Raw genomic sequence first — 23,924 nt, 5'->3', positions numbered from 1 at the left:
AAACAGAAGGGAAAAGAAACAAGATGATCATTTCGACCAAAAAAGGTACCCCCAAGGAAGAGCTGGAAAAGATCGTAGACAAATTCGAGAAGCAGGGCCTGGATGTGACCCTGATCACCGGCAAGGATTACAATGTGTTCGGTCTGGTGGGCGATACCACCAAGATCGATGAGCGCGACGTGCTGGCCAACCCCTGGATCGACAACGTCACCCGCGTGTCCGCCCCCTATAAGCGGGCCAACCGCCTGTTCCACCCCGCCGATTCCATCATCGACTGCGGCGGCGTGAAGATCGGCAGGGGCGAGAAGATCGCCGTGATGGCAGGCCCCTGCAGCATCGAGGGGGAAGAGCAGGCACTGCGCATTGCCAACGGCGTAAAGGCGGGCGGTGCAAGCCTGTTCCGCGGCGGCGCTTATAAGCCCCGCACCTCTCCCTACTCCTTCCAGGGTCTGGAGACCGAGGGTATCCTCGATATGGTCAAGGCACGGGAGGCCACCGGAATGCCCATCGTGTCCGAGCTGATGAGCGAGGACCGGATCCCGGAGTTTGAGGAATATGTGGACGTGGTACAGATCGGTGCCCGCAACATGCAGAATTTCCAGCTGCTCAAGGCCGTGGGTAAGATGCACAAGCCTGTTCTGCTCAAGCGCGGCCTGTGCAACACCATCGAGGAGTGGATCATGTCCGCAGAGTATATCATGGCCGGCGGCAACGAGCAGGTCATTCTCTGCGAGCGGGGCATCCGCACCTTTGAGAAGTACACCCGCAACACCCTCGACCTCTCCGCTGTGCCCATCATCCACGAAAAGACCCATCTGCCCATCATTGTGGACCCCAGCCACGCCACCGGCAAGGCCAATCTGGTCGAGCCGATGATGATCGCCGCTGTGGCCGCCGGTGCCGACGGTCTGGAGGTGGAAGTCCACTATGATCCCCGCCACGCATGGAGCGATGGCGCACAGTGCCTGACCCCGGATGCCTTTGCACAGGCCATGGCAAAGTGCCGTCAGGTCGCATGGGCCATTGGCCGGGATATGTAACACGATGAACGGCCTCACCCTCTCAGTCAAAGCCTGACGGCTTTGCCAGCTCTCCCAAAGGGAGAGCCTCTGGCGAAACCACAGACCTTGCGGTGGACTGCCAAGGCCTCGCTCTTTGGGAGAGGTGGCAGCGCAAAGCGCTGACGGAGAGGGCGAGCCAGGTAAAGTAACACGATGAACATTACGATAAAATCAAGCCGGACGGTGGGCGGCAACATCGCCGCGCCGCCCAGCAAAAGCATGGCTCACCGGGCGGTGCTCTGCGCGGCGCTGGCAAAGGGAACCTCCCATCTCCATCATCTTGCTTTCAGCAAGGATATCTCCGCCACGCTGGGCGCGGCGGGCCGACTGTGCGCCCGTGTCACCACCGGTGAAAACGACGCAGTGGTGGAGGGGCTGGGCCGCTTTCTGCCGGTTGATGCCCCCGTGGACTGCTGTGAGAGCGGCAGCACCCTGCGCTTCCTCATCCCGCTGGCCAGCCTGACCGGGCAGGAAGTGACTTTTACAGGCCGTGGGCGGCTGATGGAGCGGCCCCAGTCGGTCTACAAAACGCTGTATCAGCAGCAGGGCCTGCGCTTTGAGCAGGGCGCGGACCGCCTGACTGTGGAAGGTGCCCTGACCCCGGGCGAATACGAGCTGGCGGGCAACGTGTCCAGCCAGTTCATCAGCGGGCTGCTGTTTGCCCTGCCCCTGCTGGGCGGCACCAGCACCCTGCACCTCATCCCGCCTGTGGAGAGCCGGAGCTACATCGATATGACCCGCGCGGTGCAGCACGCCTTTGGCGTGGAGAGCCGCTGGCTGGATGAAAACACGCTGGAAATTCCCGGCGGGCAGCACTATCTTCCCGGTGATTACACCGTGGAGGGCGATTACAGCCAGGCGGCCTTTCCTGCCGTGCTGGGCGCTGTGACCGGCGGTGTGGCCATCACCGGCCTGTCTGAGGAGACCTTGCAGGGCGATGCGGCCATTCTGGAGATCCTCCGGCGGTGCGGCGCAAGATTCACCCGCACTGGGCAGGGCGTGGTGTTTGAAAAGGCCCCGCTCCACGGAACGGACATCGACCTTGCCGACTGCCCCGACCTGGGCCCCGTGCTGATGGTGCTGGGCCTGCTGTGTGAGGGCACCACGGTCATCCGCAACGCCGAGCGTCTCCGCATCAAGGAGAGTGACCGCATCGAGGCCATGGAGACCGAGCTGCGGGCCTGCGGCGGGCAGCTGGAGAGCGAGGGCGGCACCATTACCATCCATGGGGGTGCCGGAGCGCTCCATGCCCCGGAGCGGCCGCTTTCCGGCCACAACGACCACCGCGTGGTGATGAGCCTTGCGGTGCTGGCGCTGGCCGCCGGGCTGGCCCTGCCCATCAGCGGGGCCGAGGCCATCGCCAAGAGCTGGCCGGATTTTCTGGAAGCCATCAAGCCTTTGGGCGCGGAGGTGGAACATGTTGGATAAATCAAAGCGTTATCTCATTGTGGGCCTGGGCCTGCTGGGCGGCAAGTACGCCTTGGAGCTGAGCAGGGCCGGGTTCCATGTGGACGGCATCAACCGCAGCGAGGGCCATCTGCAGTATGCCCTCGACCACGGCTATATCGCCAGCGGCAAGACCCACGATTTTGAGGATCTGGTGCGTCAGGCCGATCATATCATCTTTGGCTTGTACCCCACGGCCCTGCTCGAGTGGTTCCGGACCTACGGCAACCTGCTGAAGGAGGGCTGCATCTTTACCGATGTGTCGGGCGTAAAGACTGGTCTGGTGGAGCCCATTCAGGCCATGTGCAGGCCGGGCGTGGAGTTCATTGCCAGCCACCCCATGGCGGGCCGTGAGACCTCCAGCGTGGAGCACGCCGCCGAGGTGAATTTTGCCCCGGCCAACTTCATTGTGACCCCCACGGACAGGAACACCCCGGAGGCCGTTCAGTGGGCCAGGGAGCTGGCTGAGGTGCTGGGCTTCAAGCATATCTGCACCCTGACTGTGCAGGAGCATGACAGGATGATCGGCTATGTCAGCCAGCTCTGCCATGCCATCGCCGTCAGCCTGATGTGCGCCAACGACAATACCTCGCTGTGCGAGTACACCGGAGATTCCTTCCGGGACCTGACCCGCATTGCACGCATCAACGATAAGATGTGGGCGGAGCTGTTCCTCTGGAACAAGGAAAACCTCATCTCCGAGATCGACCAGTTCAGCGGGGCGCTGAACGAGATGCGCAACGCCCTTGTGGCCGATGACCGGGAAAAGCTGGAGGAGATGTTCCGCCTGTCCACCCAGCGCCGCGCGGCGTTTGATAAGAAAGCGCCGTAACCTTTTCAGCACACAGCACTGCTGTTTTTCCCAGCTCCCCTGCTGGGGAGCTGGAAGCGAGACTGAGAGGTTTGGCACAACACGAAAAAATGAGGTGTACCGAATGCCCAAACAGGAAGGCCAGAAATCCAAGCTGCTGGCGCTATTGCGCATTTTTGAGCAGCAGACCGATGAAAACCACCTGCTGAACGTGCCGCAGCTGGTGGAGCTGCTGGAGGCGCAGGGCATCCGCTGTGAGCGCAAGAGCGTGTACAGCGATATTGAGGCACTGGGTGCGCTGGGCTATGACATCAAGCTGCGCCGAGGCCGGGGCGGCGGGTATTTCCTTGCCAGCCGCACCTTTGATCTGGCGGAGCTCAAGCTGCTGGTGGATGCCGTGCAGGCAAGCCGGGTGGTATCCGGCACCACGAGCAGGCGGCTGATCCACAAGCTGGAAAAGCTCTGCTCCAACTACGAGGGCAGCCAGCTGCAGCGTCAGGTCTATGTGGAGGGCCGCCCCAAGACCGACAGCAAGAGCCTGCTGTACAGCATCGATGCCCTGCACGAGGCCATCAACAACGGTAAAATGGTGGAGTTCCTCTACAGAAAAGCCGACAGCCGCGAGAAAGAGAAAAAGACCGTCAGCCCGTGGCAGCTGGCCTGGGAGAACGGGTGCTACTACCTCATTGCCTTTGCCGATGAAAAGGGCATCCGCCATTATCGGGTGGACAAGATGAGCGGGGTCCGGGTGCTGGATGCGCCCCGGCGGGGTCAGGAGCAGTTTGCGGATCTTGACCTGCCTGCTTATCTGCGCAAGCACTTTGGAATGTACGGCGGGCCGGAGCATCGCGTTACCCTGCGGTGCACCGCGGATCTGGAAGGTGCCATGCGGGAGCGCTTTGGCGCAACGCCAATGTTTTTACCCGAGGAGAATGGCTGCTTCCATTTTGATGTCCCCATCTGCGTCAGCGACCAGTTCTATGGCTGGGTCTGCGGCTTTGGCGGCAAGATAGAAGTGGTTGCCCCGCCCGAAGTGCGGCAGGGGCTGTTTGACCTGAGCAGCAGAATTGCAAAGGCAAATCAGTAAAAAATCATACACACAAAAAGGTGCTGCCCCGCAGGTTGATCTGACGGGGCAGCACCTTTTATTGTGTATAGCTTGCTTTTAATTATTCCAGTACGTCCTGATATCCTTCAAGCTCTTTCTGAAGGCGTACCAGTCCACTGCTGATACCGTCATGTCGGCGGAAAATATCCTCATATTGCTGAGCAGTTTCTTTGTCCAGCGAATCTTCAAATTTAAGATAATGCCCAGTAACAGTTTGCCAGAAGTCATATTTGATTAAATCCGGTTGCGATTCAAACTGAACATCAAGAACCGCATCCCTCCGGGCAACGATTCTGCCAGGGCCATACTTGAGATTTGCCACAGCAGTACCGGGCACAAAGACTGCGTCATAGTGCTGTACTGCCTGATCCAGCAGAGTATACTCTTCTTCCGCTTTCTGATATTCTTCTTGCAGTGCCAGTGCCTTGTTCAAACGCTCCTGATATAGTTTTTTCTCTTTGAATGTGATATTTTTGAATGTGAGTCCTTTGTACAAGTTATACACAGATGTGCAATAGATGATATCATATGCAAGTATGTGTTTTGCTTCATCATTAGCAAGATCATCACGAATATACTGGAAATGACCATCAAAACGGCTCTTATCCGTGGACATCAATTCTTTGCAGTTCTTAATCTCTGCAACAAGTTCATCGCACATCCGGTAATATTCTTTCAGTTTAATTTGGTCGCCAGTGCCCCAATCGCCATAGTACTCCACGCAATCCGCAAAAAGCTTTGCCTCATTTGCTTTGTACATATAGTATTTATCCGGTTCATAGAGAAACAGATATCCGGCAACGGAACGAGCCGTCTGTTTATAGCTGTAATAGTTCGGAAAATATTTCAGCCGTAGTTTTTCACTGTCCTCAAGAAATGCTGCGATTTTTTCTTCTCGCTTTTCCAAATCACCGCAGTCATCCTTGAACAAATCCTGAAACAGCCGCTTGACAGAATTAGCTGCTTCTTCGTTCTTCTGGGAAATTTTTACCAATCCGCCAAAAGGCTGCATCTTCCCATCAATGATTGTTTCTACAACACGTTCCTCTTTTTTGTGACCCTTGATATGATCTAAGGCTACTGCAAAATTATGTCCAGACTGTTTGAAGGCAGCATCCATTTGCTTCCGGAATTGTTTTGCTGCCCACCATTTGAATGTTTCATTGTGCTCCGGGTCATTCAGCTCTTCAAAACGGTCAATATAGTTTGCGAAAATCTGGTGCAGGTTTTTGGTATTCATCAGAAACTCCTTTCTCCGTTTTATTCTTCCGGTTCCTTCAATTCCAGATCACTGGGCAGGATCAGATCCAGCGCGGCGGCAGGCTCGGCCACAAGGCGGCGGCTCTGGTGGAAGATGGCCTTTTCCAGTGTGTTGCGGGCAAGGCGGCCATTGCCGGCAGTGCGGGCATCGGCAGCCTGCCAGCGGGCATAATAGCCCAGCAGGGGTTCGGTGCAGCTTTCGGCCAGACGATACCCCTTGTTCCTTGCCTGAACGTGGGTGATCTGCAGCAGCTCCTCAGCAGTGTAGTCCGGGAACTCGATCTTGTTGGGGAAACGGCTGGCAAGGCCGCTGTTGGCGGTGAGGAAGGTCTCCATCTCCTTGGTGTAACCCGCCAGAATGACCACAAGCTCGTCCCGGTGATCCTCCATCCCCTTCACCAGCGTGTCGATGGCTTCCAGCCCGAAGCTGTCCTGTTCACCCCGGTAGAGGCTGTATGCTTCGTCAATGAAGAGCACGCCGCCCAGAGCGCTCTCGATGACGCTGTTGGTCAGGGGGGCGGTGTGGCCGGTGTAGCGGCCCACCAGGTCAGCACGGGTCACCTCCACCAGCTGCCCGCCCTTGAGGGCACCGATGGCTTTCAGGTATTTCGCCACCAGCCGGGCAATGGTGGTCTTGCCGGTGCCGGGGTTTCCGGTGAAGATCATGTGCATGGACAGGCTGGCCGTTTTCAGCCCGGCAGCGGCCCGGCGCTGCTGCACCTGCAGGTTGTCGGCCAGACCGAACACATACTCTTTCACGGGAGCAAGGCCCACCAGTTCGTTGATCTCGGCCCGGATGGCATCCAGTGCGCCGGTATAGGCCGCAGGCAGCAGGTCAAAGAGCGGTTCCTCCGGGCCATCGTTCAGCCGGAACAGCAGCCCTTCCGGACGGGCGGTCAGGGCCGCCGTGCCGGACAGGGTCTTGTCCGTGCGCAGGCAGTATTCGCTCAGGGCACGGAAGATGCGGTCACAGCATTCGGCCAGCCCGGCGGCACCCTTCTGCGCGGTGCACTGGGCCGCGACATAGTCCCGCACGTCGGCCCCGGCGGAAAGGGTCAGCCCCAGCCGGGTGCGGATCTTCTGGGCCAGCGCGTTGAGCTGCTGCGCGGCAAGGGCGGCCAGGTCCTCCCGGGTGTAGGAGGCCGTTTCGCAGACATCCCCCAGCGCCGACACCAGCGCCGCGCCGAATTTGTCGGCCAGTGCCTCCCGGCCCTTGTGGGAGTAGAAGATGAGGTATTTGCCGCAGGGGTCGATGCGGCTGACGGCTCCCGGGGCAAGCGCCGTGCCTGCATCCACAAGGATGCCCTCTTTGTTCACGAGATACCGGCTGGACAGGGGGGCGCTGCCCTTGACGGCCAGATCGGACAGGGTCTTCAGAAAGCCGGGATAGCAGCTCTCATAGTGCTCAAAGGCAAGGATCTCCCCGGGCGCGTGCAGGGCAGCGTAGAGGTCCTGCAGGAAGAGCTTCTCGGCTCCGGAATTGGGGTAAAGGGCCAGATCCAGCGTGGCGATCCTGTCGCTCTGCAAAAGGCCCCGGGCCGCCATGCAGCGGGCAGTTTCTTCCAGTGCAAAATGCCTGCCTGTGCCTGCCCCGCCTGTGAGCAGAATGACGTTGCGGGCGGCGGGGGCCTCGGTGCCCAGCACAAAGGGGCGGCGCATGGCCCGCACCACGCTGTCCACAAAAGCATCCTGCCCCAGCACCGTCTGCCTGACCTCGGCGGCAAGGCCTTCAAAGCTGCCCAGATGTTCCGGCTTCACGTCGGTGGTGCCCCTGGCCAGCAGGCCTTCGTCCTCCATGTCCCGCAGCATCTGGCGGCTGCTTTCCAGCGCGGCGGCGGTGGCATCGCTCTGGGTTTTGAGCTGGGCGTTCTGCTGCTTCAACAGCTCGTCCAGCCGTTTCTGCTGTTCCAGAAGCGCCGCGTTCAGGTCGGGCAGGGCGGCGCTGCCGCCTGTTTTGGGTGCAGAAGCGCCGGGGGCGGCCTTGAATCTGCCCCCCGGGCCGAACACGCCGTTCATCAGACTTTCCCAATCATCGGTGTATGCCATAAAACTACCCTCCGTGCAGTGTTTTTTCTTTCAGTATAGCGGAGTCTGGTACGTTTTGCAAGGAAAGGGTTGAAATAAAGGACAAAGTTCGTTACACTATTGTCAAATGAAAGGATGAATTGCCATGGAGCCAAGAACACCTGCTGAATGGAAGACGCTGTTTGAGAGCGAAGCCTTTGCCCGCCAGACGGAATACTACGGCCCGCTGGGGGTGGAGTATACCCCCGCCGGGACGCACCTGCGCCTGTGGGCTCCCACGGCAAAACAGGCAGCAGTGAACCTGTACCGCCGGGGTACCGGCGGGGCCTGTGTGGGCACCCTGCCCCTGCAGCAGCAGGACAAGGGTGTGTGGAGCGTCTATCTGCCCGGCGACCAGCACGGGAAATACTACGATTTCACCCTTACCACCCCGTTTGGCACCTGCAATGCAGCGGACCCTTACGCCCGCTCGGCCGGGGTGAACGGGGTGCGCAGCATGATCTTTGATCCGGCCCGGGTGGACCCGCAGGGCTGGGAGCGGGATGTGCGGCCGGTGATCCCGCCGGCCCGCCGCAGCGTGTGGGAGGTCGGCATCCGGGATTTCTCGCAGGACCCGGCCAGCGGCGTGCACACAGCCTGGCGAGGCAAATTCCTGGCCTTTACCCAGCAGGGGACGACCCTGAGCAGCGACGGCATCCACCCCACCTGCCTGAATTACCTCAAGCGGCTGGGGGTGAGCTATGTCCAGCTCATGCCCATCTTCGATTTTGGCAGCGTGGACGAGAGCCGCCCCCTGACCCGGCAGTATAACTGGGGCTACGACCCCACCAACTTCAATGTGCCCGAGGGCAGCTACTCCACCGACCCCACCCGGGGCGAGGTGCGGGTGCGGGAGTGCAAGCAGATGATCGCGGCCCTCCATGGGGCGGGCATCGGCGTTGTAATGGACGTGGTGTATAACCACATGTATCGTTCCGACAATGTGCTGAACCGGGCGGTGCCCCTCTACTACTTCCGCCAGAACGACGATGGCTCCCTCTCCAACGGCAGCGGCTGCGGCAACGAGTTTGCCTCCGAGCGGCCCATGGCCCGGCGCTATCTCATTGATTCGGTGCTCTACTGGGCACGGGAATATCACATCGACGGCTTCCGGTTTGACCTGATGGGCCTGTATGACGTGGAGACCATGAACCTCCTCCGGGCTGAACTGGACAAGCTGCCCGGCGGGCGGGATATTCTGATGTACGGTGAGCCGTGGCAGGGCGGCTGCAGCGCCCTGCACCGGTACGAGGCCAACAAGAACAACCTGAACATGCTGAACGAGCGCATCGGCATCTTTTGCGACAACACCCGGGATGCCATCAAGGGCGGTTGCTTCGATGCCCGGGAGCCGGGCTATGTGGAGGGCAAGCCCGGGAGTTTCTGGGATATCGGTGCTTCGGTGGCGGCGTGGTGCCGCAGTGAAAAGCTGCCGCCCCACGCCCCGGGGCAGATCATCAGTTACGTTTCAGCCCACGACAACTTCACCCTGTGGGATAAGCTCCTGATGGTGCGCTACGCCCGCCCGGAGTTTGCCGCTGTGGACAAGACCGCCCTGGCCCAGAACCGGCTGGCGGCGGGCATCTACCTGACCAGCATGGGCCTGCCTTTCTGGCAGGCGGGCGAGGAGTTTGCCCGCACCAAGAAGGGGCAGGGCAACAGCTACCGCTCCAGCCCGGCCCTCAACCGGCTGGACTGGCACCGGGCCGAACAGTTCCACAGCCTTGTGGATTACTACCGCGGGCTCATTGGTCTGCGGGCGGCGTTCCCCCGGCTGGGCGCGCTGGACAAGGCCGGCCCTGCCGCCATCGAGTTCTTCTCGCTGGAACAGCCTCTTGTGGGCTGGCGGCTCCCCGCTCAGTGGGGCGACGGCGCAGCGTGGAGCGCCCTGTGCGTCTACTATAACCCCACCGAGACGGCGCAGGTCGTCACCCTGCCCGGCGGCAGCTGGAAGCTGCTGAGCGACGGCATCTCCTCCAGCCTGTGGCGGGGCAGCAGCCGCATCTGCACCGGCCAGACCGTTCTCCTGCCCCTGAGCGCCACCGTGTTCGGGCAGGTATAAAAATACGGTCTGCCGTTGCTTGACAACCTGCAATTGAAAATCCCCTGACCAGTTCAACGCCGGTCAGGGGATTTTTGATTTATGGATCAGGAAAAAGATTGGGGAAAATCAGGAGTTTTTCTGTGCCTGCTGGGTCTGGGCGTTCTTTTCGCCCAGGGTCAGGCTGACGGTCTGCATCTGGCCTTCCCGGGCCACGGTGATGGAAAGGGTATCACCGGCGGCATGCTGCTGGATCAGGGTGCCAAGGTCGTCCTTCTGGGCGATCTCAGTGCCGTCGATGCTCACGATGCGGTCACCGGTCTTCAGACCGGCCTTGTCGGCGGGGCCGCCCTGCACAACATCCACAACGTAAACGCCGTAGGCATTGACGTTGAGCTGTGCGGCGGTCTGGGCATCGGTCACAGCCAGATAAGTGATGCCCATGTAGGGGCGGCCGGAGACGTAGCCGTTCTCCAGCAGATCCTGTGCCACCTTGATGGCATCGTTGATGGGGATGGCAAAGCCCAGACCCTCCGCATCGCTGGAGGAGGACTTTGCGTTGACCAGACCGATGAGCTCACCGTTCATGTTGAACAGGCCGCCGCCGGAGTTGCCGGGGCTGACAGAGGCATCCATCTGGATCAGGGACATGGTGTTGGTGGAGCTGGTGCCCTGGATGGTCACGCTGCGGTTCAGGGCGCTGACGATGCCGCTGGTCACGGTGCCGCCCAGCTCACCCAGCGGGTTGCCCACGGCCAGCACGCTCTCGCCCACGGCAAGGCTGTCGCTGTTGCCAACGGTGGCGGGGGTCAGGTCGGTGGCATCGATCTTGAGGACAGCCACATCGCTGGTGTCATCCTCGCCCACCACGGTGGCGGGGTAATCGGTATCGCCGATGGTCACGGTGATGTTGGAAGCGCCGGACACAACGTGCGCACAGGTCAGGATATAGCCGTCGGAGCTGATCACGACACCGCTGCCAGCACCGCTCTCCACCTGGCTCTGGCCGTACCAGGACCACTGGGAGTAGACCACCTGCTCGGTGGTGATGACCACAACGCTGGGGCTGACCATCTCAGAGACCTGAGCGGTGGTCATGCCGGAAGCGGTGTTCACCGCGGAGGCAGAGCCGGAATCACTGCTGGACGTGGAGGAAGGTGCCACCTGCTGGATGACTACCTTGCCGCCTGTGTTGCCCACCCGGGCTCCCACAAAGCCGCCGACAAAGCCCATGGCTGCGGCCAGCACCAGCGCAACTGCACTGCGGGCGATATTGCCATTTTTCCGGCGGCGCTTCTTGGGAGGCTGCTTGGGGCTTCCCTGTGCGGCCTGATACCGGGGGCCTTCCGGAGGCGGCACCGCGCCGCCATCGCTGCCGCCGTTCGGCTCGGCCTGGGGGGCAGCCTGTGCGGCCTCGCCGTAGGTACCTGCCGTGTTGGCGGTGTTCATGCCGGAGGAGCCGACGTTGGGGTAGCCGGTCTCGCCGGTCTGGCTATGTTCAGAGGAATAATCGTATTCCCACTTGTTCTCGTTATCCATACTGGTTACTTCCTTTCTCAAAGGGAATGGTTCGGAGGGGGCGCTTCTGCCGCACCTCCTTGGAACTGTTCCTATTGTATCCGGTAATTGTGAAAAGGAATCGCTGACCGGGTGAAGAATATGTGAAATAAGGTCGCAGCGGGAAGCCTTGACAGCGGCGCGGGGGCTTGGTATTTTAAGAACGACCCTCTCAGTCATCGCTGCGCGATGCCAGCTCCCCCGAAGGGGGGAGCCAACACATCTGACAGGCGAGCAATCGCTGATTTGCAGGGGCCTTATTCGGAGCCACAATAGGCTCTCCCTTTGGGAGAGCTGTCTGCGAGAGCAGACTGAGAGGGCAAGTCCGCGAAAGGAGCAAATTATGAAACTGGAAAAGACCCCGGGCGGTTATGCCCTGTATAAAGAGAAAACCATCATTGGCACCTGCCAGGCCCGGCCCACGGAGCAGGGCGCGGACATCACTGCCCTGACCATTGTGCCGGAATGGCGGCGCAAGGGCTACGGCTCCTACCTGTTAAAAGAGGTATTGCGCAGCCTGGGCGGCTATGACAAAGAGAGCGCCACGGTGTTCACGGCTCCTCTGCCTGCCGATGCGGGGGAGCTGGCCTTCTGGGCAAAGTTCGGTTTTGCGGCAGAGGGCAGCGGCCTGTGCCGCCGCCGCACCCCCGACCTGACGGCCGTGAAGCTTGTGCAGGATTTCCTCGCTGCGCGGCTGGCTGACCCCAGGCTCTGCATCGATGCCACCTGCGGCAACGGGGGCGACACGGCCTTTCTCTGCCGCCTTGTGGGCAAAGAGGGCCGGGTGCTGGGCTTTGACATCCAGCCGGAAGCCATTGCCTCCACCCGGCAGAACCTTGCACGGAAGGGCTTTGCGGCAGAGCTTCACTGCGACAGCCACGCCAACCTCTTACAATATGTGCAGCCCGGCACAGTTGATGCCGTGATGTTCAACTTCGGCTGGCTGCCCGGTGCCGACCATGGGGTGTTCTCCCACGCCCAAAGCAGCATCCCGGCGCTGGAAGCTGCCCTCGAGGCTCTGCGGCCCGGCGGGGTGCTCAGCGCCATCCTGTACAGCGGCAAGGTCATCGGTTCCGACGAAAAGACCGAGATCCTCCAGTGGATGCGCTCCCGGCCCCTGAAACAGTGCACCGTCCTCGTCTGCGGTTTCGCCAATTGGGCCGATACCGCCCCCTTGCCCTGCTTCCTCCTGAAAAAATAACAAAAACTCTTGCATCTAGGTGGAATTGCTGGTAAAATATAAGTTGTGTGTAATTTTGGCATCCTTGCCCTCTCAGCCAAAGCCTGTCGGCTTTGCCAGCTCCCCCGAAGGGGGAGCCAACGCATCTGGAAGGAGAAGTGCTGCAGATCTGCAGGGCCTGTACCTGGAGCAGCAACCGGCTCTCCCTTTGGGAGAGCTGGCTGCGAAGCAGACTGAGAGGGCAAGCCAGTTTACGGAGAATCACCAATGTAACGTGAGATTGACCGAATAAAGAGCCATTCTGATTCAGGAGAAATCAATATATGACAAATCGTGAAGAGATCGAGCGCCGCCGGACGTTTGCGATCATCAGCCACCCCGATGCCGGCAAAACGACCCTGACCGAAAAGCTACTGCTGTACGGTGGAGCCATCAATCAGGCCGGTTCCGTCAAGGGCAAGCAGAGCGCCAAGCACGCTGTGTCCGACTGGATGGACATCGAGAAGCAGCGCGGTATTTCTGTCACTTCCTCTGTCCTGCAGTTCAACTATGCAGGCAAGTGCGTGAACATTCTGGATACCCCGGGCCATCAGGACTTCTCGGAGGATACCTACCGCACCCTGATGGCAGCGGACTCCGCTGTCATGGTCATCGATGCGGCAAAGGGCGTTGAGGCCCAGACCATCAAGCTGTTCAAGGTCTGCACCCTGCGTCACATCCCCATCTTCACCTTCATCAACAAGATGGACCGCGAAGCCCGCGACCCCTTTGAGCTGATGGAGAACATCGAGGAGATCCTGGGCATCAAGACCTACCCCATGAACTGGCCCATCGGCTGCGGCAAGGAGTTCAAGGGCGTGTTCGACCGCAATACCCGCAAGGTGCTGGCTTTCTCCAGCGACGGCCGCGCCAACGGCGTGAAGAAGGTCAACGAGACCGAGGCCGAGCTGGGCGATGCCGCACTGGACGAGCTGCTGACCCCCTACCTGCACCAGCAGCTGGTGGACGAGATCGAGCTGCTGGACGGCGCTGCCGAAGAATTTGACCTCGACAAGGTGCTGCGCGGTGAGCTGAGCCCCGTGTTCTTTGGCTCTGCTCTGACCAACTTCGGCGTGGAGCCCTTCCTGGAAAACTTCCTGCGGCTCACCCCCACCCCGCTGGCCCGTGTGGACAGCCTGACCGGCGAGCCGGTGGACCCCTGCCGCGACGAGTTCTCGGCCTTCATCTTCAAGATCCAGGCCAACATGAACAAGGCCCACCGTGACCGCATCGCCTTTATGCGCATCTGCTCCGGCAAGTTCGAGCGCGGCATGGAGGCTTACCACGTGCAGGAGGGCAAGAACATCAAGCTTGCCACCGGCACCCAGCTGATGGCGCAGGATCGTGCCATCGTGGATGAGGCCTACGCTGGCGATATCATCGGCCTGTTTGACCCGGGCATCTTCTCCATCGGCGACACCCTGTGCACCGGCAAAAAAAAGGTCGAGTTTGCGGGCATCCCCACCTTCTCACCGGAGCATTTTGCCCGCATTGAGCAGAAGGACACCATGAAGCGCAAGCAGTTCGTGAAGGGTATGGAGCAGATCGCCCAGGAGGGTGCCATCCAGATCTTCCGCGAAGTCGGCGGCGGTATGGAGGAGGTCGTGGTCGGCGTGGTCGGCGTGCTGCAGCTGGAAGTGCTGGAGTACCGCCTGAACACCGAGTACAACGTGGAGATCCGGATGCAGCAGCTGCCGTTCGAGCAGCTGCGCTGGGTGAAGAACGACCCCGACACCTACAACCTGCGCGACTTGGACCTGACCAGCGATACCAAGGCTGTGGAGGATATGAAGGGCAACCGTCTGCTGCTGTTCACCTCTGATTGGGCCGTCCGCTGGGCCGAGACCCACAACGACACGCTGGAATTGAGCGAGTTCGGCAATATCTGATTGGAAAAAAGAGAGCTGCTGTGCGGAGCTGACTCGCACCGCAGTTCTCTTTTTTATAAAAAGCAAAAAACACAACAAAAGATGCCAGCCTCTGTATGAATGGTTCCCATTGCGGGGAACACTGCTGGCATGGAGGGAAACGTATATGGAAAACCTGAACATTGGCCGCAGCGGCATCGAAGTACCTTTTCTGGGCATGGGCACCTGGGCCATCGGCGGCGGCAGCTGGTGGGGCGACAACGATGATGCCCTTTCGGTCAAAGCCATCCAGACTGCTGTGGAGCAGGGCATCCGGTGGATCGACACCGCGCCCATCTATGGCCTGTACCACAGCGAGACCGTGGTGGGCGAGGCCCTGAAGCACATCGACCGGGACAAGGTGGTGCTCTCCACCAAATGCGGCCTGGAGTGGCGGCATGAAACGCCGGTGCTCCACAAGGTCGTGGACGGCACCGCCGTCTACCGGAATCTCTCGGCGCAGAGCATCATCGAGGACGTGGAGGACAGCCTGCGCCGCCTGGGCACCGACCACCTGGATGTGCTGTACACCCACTGGCAGAGCCCGGACCTCGGCCTCTATCCGCTGGAGGAGACCGTGGAGGCCATGATGAAGCTGAAGGAGCAGGGCAAGATCCGCGCCATTGGTGCGTCCAACGTGACGGCGGATCTCATCCGGGGCTACTGCCGGTACGGCCAGCTGGATGTCATTCAGGAAAAGTACAGCCTGCTGACCCGCCGCATCGAAAAGCAGCTCCTGCCCACCTGCAGGGAGCTGGGGGTTTCGGTGCAGGCCTACTCCCCGCTGGAGCAGGGTCTGCTCACCGGCAAGGTCACCATGGAGACCACCTTCCCCGAGGGCAGCACCCGGAACAGCAATCTCTGCTTCCAGCCTGCCCGCCGGAAGCAGGCGCTGGACCTGCTGGCCAAGTGGGATGACCTGACCGGGAAATACGACTGTACCATGGCCCAGCTGGTCATTGCCCTGACGGCCCGGATGATCCCCGGCCTGCATGTGCTGTGCGGTGCCCGCACCCCGGAGCAGGTGCTGGACAATGCCGGTGCACTGAACATCAAACTGGATGGCGCGGATGCCGTCCGCATGAAGTGGGACGTGGATGCCATTTCCTGAGCCGGTGCTTCAGAACAAAAGCAGATAACCAAAAAGGGACGATGCCGCAAAAGCATCGTCCCTTTTTGGTTATTTGTGCTCCTTCAGCTGGCAGAGGAAGTCATCGGCTTCGATGGCCTCCGGGGTGAAGGAATTGTTCTTCCACCAGCTGACCAGCGCGGTGGCAATGGTCAGGCCGGTGGAGACCAGCTGCTCCAGCTCTGCCGATTCAATGGGCAGGACACGGTGGCCGGTGGCGCTGAGCACCTGATTGGTCAGCGCCAGTGCCAGCGCCGCCGTGCGGGCCAGCGTGGCGGGAGAGATCTTGCATTTCTTCATGGGGAACTCCTTTCTTTTATAGGATGGTACGGTCGAGCCCCGCCCGGTGGAGCAGGGCGGGATAATCCTTTTCGGTGCGGCTCAGGTCCACGGGGCCGGAGATGCCGGGTGCCCTGCCCCTGCTGGTGTACTGCCACATTCCGTGCCTGCGGGCCGGGCGTTTGCCCCGGTAGTCCGCCAGCCAGAGGTCAAAGGGGGCCAGTGTGTCCATGTGCAGGGCGGTATCTGCAAAATGGGTGTAGGTGTATACCATGGCGTACAGGCCCCAGTGCTCCAGCTGCCGTGCCGCCCCGGCAACAAGGGCGGAGAGCGCGTCCGGTGTCAGGGCACGCAGACGGGCATCCTCCACGTCAATGGCAGCGGGCAGCTGAAGCCGCTTTCCCCTGAGGGCATCGTGCAGGAGGGCCAGCTCGGCATCCCGCTGTGGGGCGGTAACGGCACAGCTGTAATAGTAGACCCCCACCGGGATGCCCAGCCGGATGCAGGCAGAGTAGTTTGTTTCAAACATGGGGTCGATGTAGGGCGTGCCGCTCCTGCTGCCCAGTGCGCGCAGCATTACGCCGTGGACCCTGCCGCTGGCTTTTACGGTATCCCAGTCTATGCGGCCCTGCCAGCGGGAGACATCCAGCACTGTGAACATCAGGTGGCCTCCAGCAGGGTCTTGAGGGCGGCGGGAGTGATGGTGTCCACCACCAGACTGCCATCGCTGCGGATGGACAGCACCCGCAGGAGGGCACCAGCCTGCGGGGCCACCGGGGCAGGCAGCGCGCCCACGTCCTGCGCGTCCAGCACCACTGCGCCGCCTTTGCCGTTGACACTGAGCAGGGTGCCGTCCTCGGGCGCAAAGGATTCGGCGCGCAGGGCGGCGCTCTCGGCGCGGGAAGCTGAGGTCGCGGCACGGCTGCCATTCAGTGCGGCCCGCTCGGCAGCGTCGGCAGCGGCCTGCGCCTGCCGGGCGGCACTGGCCTCACTGGCGGCACTGTTCTGGGCCGCCTGCACCGCTGCATCGGCCTGCCCCGATACCTGGGCGATGAACTGTTCGTACACCGAGGGACTGGGCTCCTCCTCGGTGCCGTCGGTGGGCAGGATGTCGTAGACATCGTACCGGCCCGGGCGGGTGTAAGCGGTATAGCCGCTGCCGTCGGTGGCGGCCAGCATCCATTGCCCGGCGGGCCAGCCCGTGAAGCTGCGGCCCACGGGCGCGCTGTGGGCTGCATCCAGCACAAGGGGTGCGGCAAGGGTGCCGTCGCTGTGGCGGATGTGCAGGGTGACGCTGCACCCGGCCCATTCCGCAGGCAGCTGGAACACCAGCCGGTCCACGCCCTCGGCGTTCTGTGCGCCCAGGTGCAGCCGGGCGGGCTGGGCTGTGAATTCGGTGCCGCCCAGCGTGCGGGGAGTGATCTTGATCTGCATAAAAACCTTCCTTTCTTCGTTTTGACCCCATTGTACTGGTTTGCGGCAGGGCGCGGAAGTGTGGTCTTTTTTTATGGTGTTTTTTCCCTTTCGGCATTTTGCTGGAAGCCGGTTTTTGACAGAAACTGCGGAGAAACTCCCCGTTATTTCCGGCAGGAAAACAGCGGGGAATTTGTGCCGCAAAATGTCGGATTACGCATGATTGATGCGCCGGAATGTGCAAAAGAACCCGGCGATTTCTCCCAGGGAAACAGACTTGAAATGTTAAAAAATTATGAACGGATACGACCAATTTTTTGGGAAAATTTCAGAAGGAAACGCCCGAAATCATTCTGAATCAGGGAAAACAATGTGCAGATTGCACAAAAAACTATGTGAAGCAATTGTCAAACTGAATCACGCGGATTTGACAAATGGGCCGTTGTCTGCTAAAATAGTGCCCGCTCAACGGATCATACACACGTTGGAGCGTCTAAATTTTATTTCTCAGGAAGTAAAACGCCGTATAAAAAGACGGCCCTTTGCAGGGGGAAATGCCCTGCGCTATGCGGGCAAAGAAAGAGCCCGCCGCATTCCAAAATGATGAAAAGAGAGGAGTTGTCTCGTATCGCTTCCGTCAAATTTCAAAAAGCATTGTCTGACCGCGCTCGTGCGGTCACACCCCGTGTGCTGGCGTTCTGCGTCATGGCAGTGAGCCTTGTGTTCACTTTGGCCGTGACCGCCGCGAATCTGCGGCTGACCTACGTCACCGACTCCGATGGTGCGCGTCAGCTGGTGGTCAGCAGTGAGACTGACCCTGCCCGCGTCATGGGCCTTTCCGGCATTGAGGCCGAAGAGGGCGACCACGTTTACTACACCGCGTTCAGCGGCAATCTTGCCACCCTGAACATTGAGCGGGCCTTCACTGTGAACATCCAGGCCGACGGCCAGGAGTACCCGGTGAAGATGGCCTTTGGCACTGTTGCCGAAGCGCTGGAGCGCGCCGGCATCACCCTGGAGGCAGATGACTACACCGAGCCTGCGCTGGATCAGCTGGTCACTGTGGGCAGTGAGATCACGGTGCACCGGGTGGACTACCAGGACAAGGTGGAGACCCAGACCATTCCCTACGACACCCAGTATGTCTACACCAGCCTGTACTTCCGCAACACCGGCCGGGCCACCACCCTGCAGCATGGCGCGGAGGGTCAGCAGACCGTGACCACCCGCGAAAAGTATGTGGACGGCGAGTTGGAAAACAGCATGGTGGTGGATGTGACCACCACGGTGGAGCCCACCGACCATGTCATCAAGACCTATGGTGCCGGTGCGCCCGTTTCTCCCCTGACCGGGCCGGACGGCACCACCAACGCCCCCGCCTCGTACAGCCAGGTCCTCACCGGCAAGGCCACGGGCTATTATTCCCGCACGGGCAAGGGCTCGTCGGGCCTGGGCCTGGGCTATGGCACCGTTGCCGTTGACCCCAGCGTCATCCCCTATGGCACGCTGCTGTACATCACTTCCACGGACGGCAGCTTTGTTTACGGTTATGCCGTTGCCACCGACACCGGTATCGCGGTGCAGAAGGGCCAGATTCTGGTGGATCTGTTCTATGAGACCTACGCAGAGTCGGTCATCAACGGAGCCATTCAGGTCAACGTTTACGTTGTAGGCTGAACCGCATAGCACACGGAAAAATTTGAAAAAGCACCCGCTTCAGTTTCCTGGATTTGCAGGAAAAATGAGGCGGGTCTTTCTTTTTGCCCTATATTCTGTAAGGTTTGCCGAGAATTCTTGTGTAAAATTAGATAAGTTGACCACAATGGAAAAATATTGACGAAAAGATTATGGTAGATTTTGACGGAAAGCCCTTGAAAAATCGGACAAAATTCTTTAATATAAGAGAGTACAAAGGTATAGGCTCACTGCGGCCTGTACGGGGAGGAGCTGTTTATGAGACCGACGGAAGAAAAGATCCAGAAAGATCCCTCGGATCTGCCGATTTATCTGTTCAAGCAGGGCAACAACTGCGAAGCATACCGTTACTTTGGTGCACACCTTGAGACCCGCGCCGGAGAGTCCGGTGTGGTGTTCCGTGTTTGGGCACCCCATGCAGCCGCCATCAGTGTGGTGGGCGATTTCAACAGCTGGAAGCCGGGCAGCCACCCGATGCGCAAAGTGGATGGGGATTCTGTCTGGGAGCTGTTCATCCCCGGCGTAAAGGAATACGATGTCTACAAGTACTGTGTGACCACCCGGGGCGGCGACCTGATCTACAAGGCCGACCCCTATGCGTTCCACGCGGAGACCCGGCCCTCCAACGGCAGCAAGGTCTACGATATCACCGGCTTTGCCTGGCACGATGATGCCTGGCAGGCGGCCCAGAAAAAGGCGGACGTGATCAACGGCCCGATGAACATCTACGAGATGCACGCGGGCAGCTGGAAGCTGAAGGACGAGAAGGTTCCCTATAACTATTCCGAGCTGGCCGACGAGCTGATCCCCTACATCCGGGAGATGGGCTACACCCATGTGGAGCTTCTGCCCGTGATGGAGTATCCCTTCGACGGCAGCTGGGGCTACCAGGTCACGGGCTATTTTGCCCCCACCAGCCGCTACGGCACCCCCAAGGACTTCATGGCCTTTGTGGACAAGATGCATGAGGCCGGCATCGGTGTCATCATGGATTGGGTGCCCGCCCACTTCCCGAAGGATGGCTTCGGCCTGTACAACTTTGACGGAGAGGCCTGCTACGAGGACCCCAACCCTAAGCGCGGCGAGCACAAGGAGTGGGGCACCATGGTGTTCGACTTCGGCCGCAGCGAGGTGCAGAGCTTCCTGATCTCCAGCGCCCTGTACTGGCTGGAGCAGTACCACATCGATGGTCTGCGCGTGGATGCCGTGGCCTCCATGCTGTATCTGGATTACAACCGCAAGCAGGGCGAATGGGAGCCCAATAAGAATGGCGGCAAGGAGAACCTGGAAGCAGTTGCTTTCCTGCGCAAGCTGAACGATACGGTTCTGGGCCGCCACCCCCACAAGTGCATGATCGCGGAGGAGTCCACCGCATGGCCCATGGTCACCAAACCGGCCAGCGACGGCGGCCTGGGCTTCAACTTCAAGTGGAACATGGGCTGGATGAACGACATGCTCAGCTACATGAAGACCGACCCGCTCTTCCGCGCGGGCAACCACAACAAGGTCACCTTCAGCTTCTTCTATGCCTTCAGCGAAAACTTTGTGCTGCCCATCAGCCACGATGAAGTGGTGCACGGCAAGGGCAGCCTGATCAACAAGATGCCGGGCGAGTACGATGCTAAGTTTGCCAACCTGCGCACCTTCTTCGGCTACATGATGGCCCACCCCGGCAAGAAGCTGCTGTTCATGGGGCAGGAGTTTGGCCAGTTCACGGAGTGGAACGAGGAAAAGCAGCTGGATTGGATGCTGCTGGACTACGACAAGCACACCGAGCTGCAGAACTACGTCAAGACCCTGAACGCCTTCTATAAAGAGCACCCCGCCTTCTGGCAGATCGATTACAGCTGGGAGGGCTTCCAGTGGATCGTGCCCGATGACTCCAAGCAGAGCGTGGTCGCCTTCCTGCGCAAGGACGCAAACGGCAAGCAGATCCTGGTGGTCTGCAACTTCAACCCCGTCCTGCGCGAGGGCTATACCCTGGGCGCACCGGTGGCAGGTACATACAAGGAAGTGCTGAACAGCGATGACGAGGCCTTCGGCGGTTCCGGCGCGGTCCATAACAAGTCCGTGCGCACCCACAAGAAGCCCCTGCATGGCTTTGAGCAGAGCATTACCATCACCCTGCCGCCCATGAGCACCCTGTATTTTGAGGTGCCCACCAAGCGCACCCGCAAGGCAGCAGATCCGGCCAAGACGGCCCAGACCGTGAAAAAGACCGCTGCCAAAAAGACAGCCGCCAAGACCACGAAGACCGCCAAGGCTGAGCCTGCCGTGAAGGAGGAAAAGCCCAAAAAGACCTCCCCCCGCAAGGCAAAGGCAGAAGCGGAACCTGCACCGGAAAAGGCCCCGGTCAAGCGCGGCCGGAAGCCCAAGGCAGAAGCCGCTGCCGCACCCGAAGCAGCACCCGCCAAGCGGGGCCGCAAACCCAAAGCCGAGCCCGCTGAAGCTGCCCCCGCGTCAGCCGAAAAGCCTGCCCGCAAGCCCCGCGCCAAAAAGGCCGCCAAGACCGAGGAGTGACCGGGGCGCATCCGCACAACACAGTCAAACCATTTCCAAATCCAATAAATCCGGAAATGTGTAAAAGGGGAGAATAAAGCTATGGCAAAAGAAATTGTGGCAATGATCCTTGCCGGCGGACGTGGCTCGCGCTTGTACGCGCTGACACAGAAAACGGCAAAACCTGCAGTGGGGTTCGGCGGCAAATACCGCATCGTGGACTTCCCGCTGTCCAACTGCGTCAACTCCAACATTGATACTGTGGGCATCGCAACCCAGTATCAGCCCCAGAAGCTGAACGAGTACATCGGCAACGGCCAGCCTTGGGATCTGGACCGCCTGTACGGCGGCGTGCACACCCTGCCCCCCTACGAGCAGGCAAAGGGCACCGACTGGTACAAGGGCACTGCAAACGCCATCTACCAGAACATCAGCTTCATCGACAGCTATGATCCCGAGTACGTCATCATCCTGTCCGGTGACCAGATCTGCAAGCAGGACTACGCCGACTTCCTGCGCTTCCACAAGGAAAAGGGCGCGGAGTTCTCCGTGGCTGTCATGGAGGTCGATTGGAAGGAAGCTTCCCGCTTTGGCCTGATGGTGGCAGACGAGAACGATAAGATCACCGAGTTCCAGGAGAAGCCCCCGGTTCCCAAGTCCAACCTGGCTTCCATGGGCATCTACATCTTCAACTGGGATGTGCTGAAGAAGTACCTGGAAGAGGACGAGGCTGATCCCAACTCCAAGAACGACTTTGGCATGAACATCATCCCCGCTCTGCTGCGGGATGGCCGCAAGATGTATGCTTACCACTTCAACGGCTACTGGCGTGACGTGGGCACCATCGACAGCCTGTGGGAAGCCAACATGGAAGTGCTGGACCCCGAGAACTCCGGCATTGATATCTTCGACAAGAAGTGGAAGATCTACAGCCGCAACCCTGTGCTGCCCGCCCAGAAGATCGGCCCCCGCGCCGTGGTGCAGGATTCCCTCATCACCGAGGGCTGCCAGATCTATGGCCGCGTCCAGCACTCTGTCCTGAGCGCAGGCGTTACCGTGGAAGAGGGCGCTACCGTTGAGGATGCTGTCCTGATGGATGGCGTTGTGGTCAAGGCGGGTGCCGTGGTCAAGCGCTGCATCCTGGCTGAGGACGTTGTGGTGGGTGCCGGTGCCAAGATCGGCGGCGAGGGCCCCATTGCACATGTGGGTACCGGCCTTACCGTTGGCGCAGGCGCTACCGTAAAAGAGGGTGCCAAAGTATTTGATTCCGTCAAGGAGGGCGAGGAAGTATGCTGAGCCAGAACAACAATGCGTTGGGCATCATTTTCCCCAACAGCTATGATAACACCGTACCGGAGCTTGTGACTGAGCGCACCATGGCTTCGATCCCCTTTGCAGGCCGTTACCGCATGGTGGACTTTATGCTGTCCAGCATGGCAAACTGCGGCATCTCCAATGTCTCCATCGTGGTGCGCAAGAACTACCACTCCCTGATGGATCATCTGGGCACCGGCCGCGAGTGGGATATGGCCCGCCGTCACGGCGGCCTGAACATCGTGCCTCCCTTTGCAGAAAAGGGCGTGCGCATCTATTCCGGCCGTGTGGAGGCTCTGGGTTCCATCCTGAGCTACCTGGAGAACCAGAAGGAGAAGTACGTTGTGATGAGCGATGCCAACATCGCCATCAACTACGATTTCAACGCCCTGCTGGCTGCCCATCAGGCCAGCGGCGCGGATGTGACCGTCGCCTACCAGAAGACCGAGATCCCCGAGGGCCGCAAGAACGACAACTATACCCTGACTGTGGATGCCGATGGCCGTGTGACCGAGCTGCTGTTCAACGATTACCGCTCCGGTGTCCAGAACCTGGACCTGAACATCTACGTTCTGGAGCGCGAGACCCTGATCAAGCTGGTCAAGGATGCGACCTCCCGCGGCCTGATCTACTTTGAGCGTGACATCCTGGCCCACAACGTCAACATCCTGAACATCCGTGCTCTGGAGTACACCGGCTATGTGGCCCATGTCTGCGACATGAAGAGCTACTTTGATGAGAACCTCAAGCTCATCGATGAGAAGAACCTGAACGCTCTGTTCCCCAAGGAGAGCCCTGTTTACACCAAGATCCGTGACGACAACCCCGTGCGCTACGTCAACGGCTCTTCCGTCAGCAATTCCCTGCTGGCCGATGGCTGTGTCATCGAGGGCACCGTGGAGAACTGCGTGCTGTTCCGCGGCGTTCGCGTCAAGAAGGGTGCTGTGGTCAGAAACTGTGTCCTGATGCAGGATACCGTTGTGGAACCAGGCGCTCAGCTGGACTGCGTTGTCACCGATAAGAACGTGCGTGTGACTGCCGAAAAGAAGCTCTCCGGTACCGAGAGCTTCCCGGTCTATGTTCAGAAGAACCACACCGTCTGAGCCTGACACATTGAAACT

At 60.0% G+C, this 23,924-nt stretch carries 19 protein-coding genes; 13 read left to right on the top strand and 6 right to left on the bottom strand.

All coding sequences use genetic code 11. The features are described from left to right. The first annotated feature begins 23 nt into the window (after window positions 1-23). The 4 genes from aroF to D3F01_RS05200 all read left to right on the top strand — a co-directional run bounded on the left by aroF (window position 24) and on the right by D3F01_RS05200 (window position 4,405). Window positions 24-1,040 (top strand): 3-deoxy-7-phosphoheptulonate synthase, encoded by a 1,017-nt coding sequence (gene aroF, locus D3F01_RS05215; RefSeq protein ID WP_005928429.1) that lies wholly within the window; start codon window positions 24-26, stop codon window positions 1,038-1,040. A gap of 174 nt (window positions 1,041-1,214) precedes the next feature. Further along, window positions 1,215-2,489 carry a 3-phosphoshikimate 1-carboxyvinyltransferase gene (gene aroA, locus D3F01_RS05210; RefSeq protein ID WP_242886494.1) on the top strand — a complete coding sequence of 425 codons (1,275 nt, stop codon included), beginning with the start codon at window positions 1,215-1,217 and terminating at the stop codon, window positions 2,487-2,489. Beyond that, window positions 2,479-3,339, top strand: coding sequence for a prephenate dehydrogenase (locus D3F01_RS05205; protein WP_242886491.1), 861 nt, complete (start codon window positions 2,479-2,481; stop codon window positions 3,337-3,339). The genes aroA and D3F01_RS05205 overlap by 11 nt, the downstream gene beginning before the upstream one ends. Window positions 3,340-3,442: 103 nt before the next feature. Further along, a complete protein-coding gene (locus D3F01_RS05200; protein WP_242886488.1) occupies window positions 3,443-4,405 on the top strand; it encodes a WYL domain-containing protein in 963 nt (320 codons plus the stop codon). Window positions 4,406-4,487: 82 nt separating this feature from the next. On the opposite strand, the gene D3F01_RS05195 is transcribed toward D3F01_RS05200, so the two are convergent. Together D3F01_RS05195 and D3F01_RS05190 are read right to left on the bottom strand one after the other, a co-directional pair. Continuing rightward, window positions 4,488-5,666: a hypothetical protein gene (locus D3F01_RS05195; protein WP_242886485.1), complete on the bottom strand. Its 1,179-nt coding sequence runs from the start codon at window positions 5,664-5,666 to the stop codon at window positions 4,488-4,490. Window positions 5,667-5,686: 20 nt separating this feature from the next. After that, complete coding sequence (locus tag D3F01_RS05190; protein ID WP_242886481.1) at window positions 5,687-7,732, bottom strand: AAA family ATPase; 2,046 nt, start codon at window positions 7,730-7,732, stop codon at window positions 5,687-5,689. Between the two features lie 124 nt (window positions 7,733-7,856). Here D3F01_RS05190 and pulA point away from each other — a divergent pair, with 124 nt between their 5' ends. After that, window positions 7,857-9,812, top strand: a complete 1,956-nt coding sequence (gene pulA, locus D3F01_RS05185) for a type I pullulanase (RefSeq protein ID WP_242886478.1) — start codon at window positions 7,857-7,859, stop codon at window positions 9,810-9,812. A gap of 108 nt (window positions 9,813-9,920) precedes the next feature. Here the strand turns inward: pulA and D3F01_RS05180 are convergent, their stop codons facing one another. Further along, a complete protein-coding gene (locus tag D3F01_RS05180) occupies window positions 9,921-11,330 on the bottom strand; it encodes a trypsin-like peptidase domain-containing protein (RefSeq protein WP_117535426.1) in 1,410 nt (469 codons plus the stop codon). 148 nt (window positions 11,331-11,478) lie between these two features. Between D3F01_RS05180 and D3F01_RS05175 the strand changes: the two genes are divergently transcribed. From D3F01_RS05175 to D3F01_RS05165, 3 genes are all read left to right on the top strand, one after another. After that, window positions 11,479-12,549 (top strand): GNAT family N-acetyltransferase, encoded by a 1,071-nt coding sequence (locus D3F01_RS05175; RefSeq protein WP_278252002.1) that lies wholly within the window; start codon window positions 11,479-11,481, stop codon window positions 12,547-12,549. A gap of 302 nt (window positions 12,550-12,851) precedes the next feature. After that, window positions 12,852-14,456 carry a peptide chain release factor 3 gene (locus D3F01_RS05170; RefSeq protein WP_005928402.1) on the top strand — a complete coding sequence of 535 codons (1,605 nt, stop codon included), beginning with the start codon at window positions 12,852-12,854 and terminating at the stop codon, window positions 14,454-14,456. Window positions 14,457-14,601: 145 nt separating this feature from the next. Further along, window positions 14,602-15,585, top strand: a complete 984-nt coding sequence (locus D3F01_RS05165; RefSeq protein WP_242886473.1) for an aldo/keto reductase — start codon at window positions 14,602-14,604, stop codon at window positions 15,583-15,585. 69 nt (window positions 15,586-15,654) lie between these two features. On the opposite strand, the gene D3F01_RS05160 is transcribed toward D3F01_RS05165, so the two are convergent. From D3F01_RS05160 to D3F01_RS05150, 3 genes are read right to left on the bottom strand one after another with little or no spacing between them, the layout of a single operon-like run. Beyond that, window positions 15,655-15,903 carry a phage holin gene (locus tag D3F01_RS05160; protein ID WP_005928396.1) on the bottom strand — a complete coding sequence of 83 codons (249 nt, stop codon included), beginning with the start codon at window positions 15,901-15,903 and terminating at the stop codon, window positions 15,655-15,657. Window positions 15,904-15,919: 16 nt separating this feature from the next. Next, a complete protein-coding gene (locus D3F01_RS05155; RefSeq protein WP_117505702.1) occupies window positions 15,920-16,543 on the bottom strand; it encodes a GH25 family lysozyme in 624 nt (207 codons plus the stop codon). Then, on the bottom strand, window positions 16,543-17,316 hold the full coding sequence (locus D3F01_RS05150) for a hypothetical protein (protein ID WP_242886470.1): 774 nt from the start codon (window positions 17,314-17,316) through the stop codon (window positions 16,543-16,545). Before D3F01_RS05150 ends, D3F01_RS05155 begins: the two co-directional genes overlap by 1 nt. A 60-nt stretch (window positions 17,317-17,376) precedes the next feature. Here D3F01_RS05150 and D3F01_RS05145 point away from each other — a divergent pair, with 60 nt between their 5' ends. From D3F01_RS05145 to glgD, 5 genes are all read left to right on the top strand, one after another. Then, a complete protein-coding gene (locus D3F01_RS05145) occupies window positions 17,377-17,652 on the top strand; it encodes a hypothetical protein (protein ID WP_242886467.1) in 276 nt (91 codons plus the stop codon). 261 nt (window positions 17,653-17,913) lie between these two features. Further along, window positions 17,914-18,972 (top strand): 3D domain-containing protein, encoded by a 1,059-nt coding sequence (locus D3F01_RS05140; RefSeq protein WP_242886464.1) that lies wholly within the window; start codon window positions 17,914-17,916, stop codon window positions 18,970-18,972. A 276-nt stretch (window positions 18,973-19,248) separates the two neighbouring features. Then, window positions 19,249-21,510 (top strand): 1,4-alpha-glucan branching protein GlgB, encoded by a 2,262-nt coding sequence (glgB, locus tag D3F01_RS05135; protein WP_242886461.1) that lies wholly within the window; start codon window positions 19,249-19,251, stop codon window positions 21,508-21,510. Between the two features lie 81 nt (window positions 21,511-21,591). Next, complete coding sequence (locus tag D3F01_RS05130; RefSeq protein WP_097769733.1) at window positions 21,592-22,785, top strand: glucose-1-phosphate adenylyltransferase; 1,194 nt, start codon at window positions 21,592-21,594, stop codon at window positions 22,783-22,785. Next, window positions 22,779-23,906: a glucose-1-phosphate adenylyltransferase subunit GlgD gene (glgD, locus tag D3F01_RS05125; RefSeq protein WP_097769732.1), complete on the top strand. Its 1,128-nt coding sequence runs from the start codon at window positions 22,779-22,781 to the stop codon at window positions 23,904-23,906. Before D3F01_RS05130 ends, glgD begins: the two co-directional genes overlap by 7 nt. Window positions 23,907-23,924: the final 18 nt, after the last annotated feature.

It is taken from the genome of Faecalibacterium sp. BCRC 81149, assembly GCF_022750605.1.
Classification (GTDB): Bacteria; Bacillota; Clostridia; order Oscillospirales; family Ruminococcaceae; genus Faecalibacterium; species Faecalibacterium duncaniae.
This window is presented reverse-complemented; position numbering and strand designations above follow the sequence as displayed.